General features: G+C 60.2%; 1 pseudogene. It reads left to right on the forward strand.

The features are described from left to right. Positions 1-381: 381 nt before the first annotated feature. A pseudogene (locus QJT78_RS51935) lies at positions 382-616 on the forward strand (hypothetical protein); the annotation flags it as partial.

The following is a 616-nucleotide window of genomic DNA, read 5'->3' on the forward strand; positions in this document are numbered from 1 at the left end:
CTGGCTCAGGGCACATGATATTGAGGTCCACGTCATTCACGCATCGAGCGTCGCGGTATCGCGCGAGCACCGGCGCGCCAAGACCGATCGGCTCGACACCAGCTTGCTCAAACGCTCTTTTCTCGGCTGGCTCGCGCGGCGAGCGTGATCACTGCAAGATGGTGGCGATCCCGACAATCAAGGACGAAGACGCCAAGCGGCCCAACCGCGAGCACGAGAGCCTCGTTGGAGAGCGGAGTCGGATCGTCAACCGAATGAAAGCAGCGTTAATTCGGCTCGGCATCCGCGGCTTCAATCCCAAGCTAAAGAAGGCAGCCGGACGCCTTGAAGATTTGCGCACTCCTGAGGGAGAGCCAATACTGAGAGCCAATACTGCCCAACATGTTGGCTGAGCTGCGTCGCGACATGGAGCGCCGCCGGCTGATCAATGATCAGATCCGCCAAATCGAGGATGCTCGCCTGGAACGCATCGAGCAAGCGCCCGGTGATGGACCAAACGCCATGGTGAGAGCTGGCCCCGGTTGTTTGGACAGCGCCCCGCTGGATTTAAGTGGATTCCTGCCGGGTTATGCTGAACGCGGGGCTTTACGGTTTTGTCGTTGCGTCGGGAGGGCGT

This window comes from Bradyrhizobium sp. Mp27 (assembly GCF_029953005.1).
Lineage (GTDB): Bacteria > Pseudomonadota > Alphaproteobacteria > Rhizobiales > Xanthobacteraceae > Bradyrhizobium > Bradyrhizobium barranii.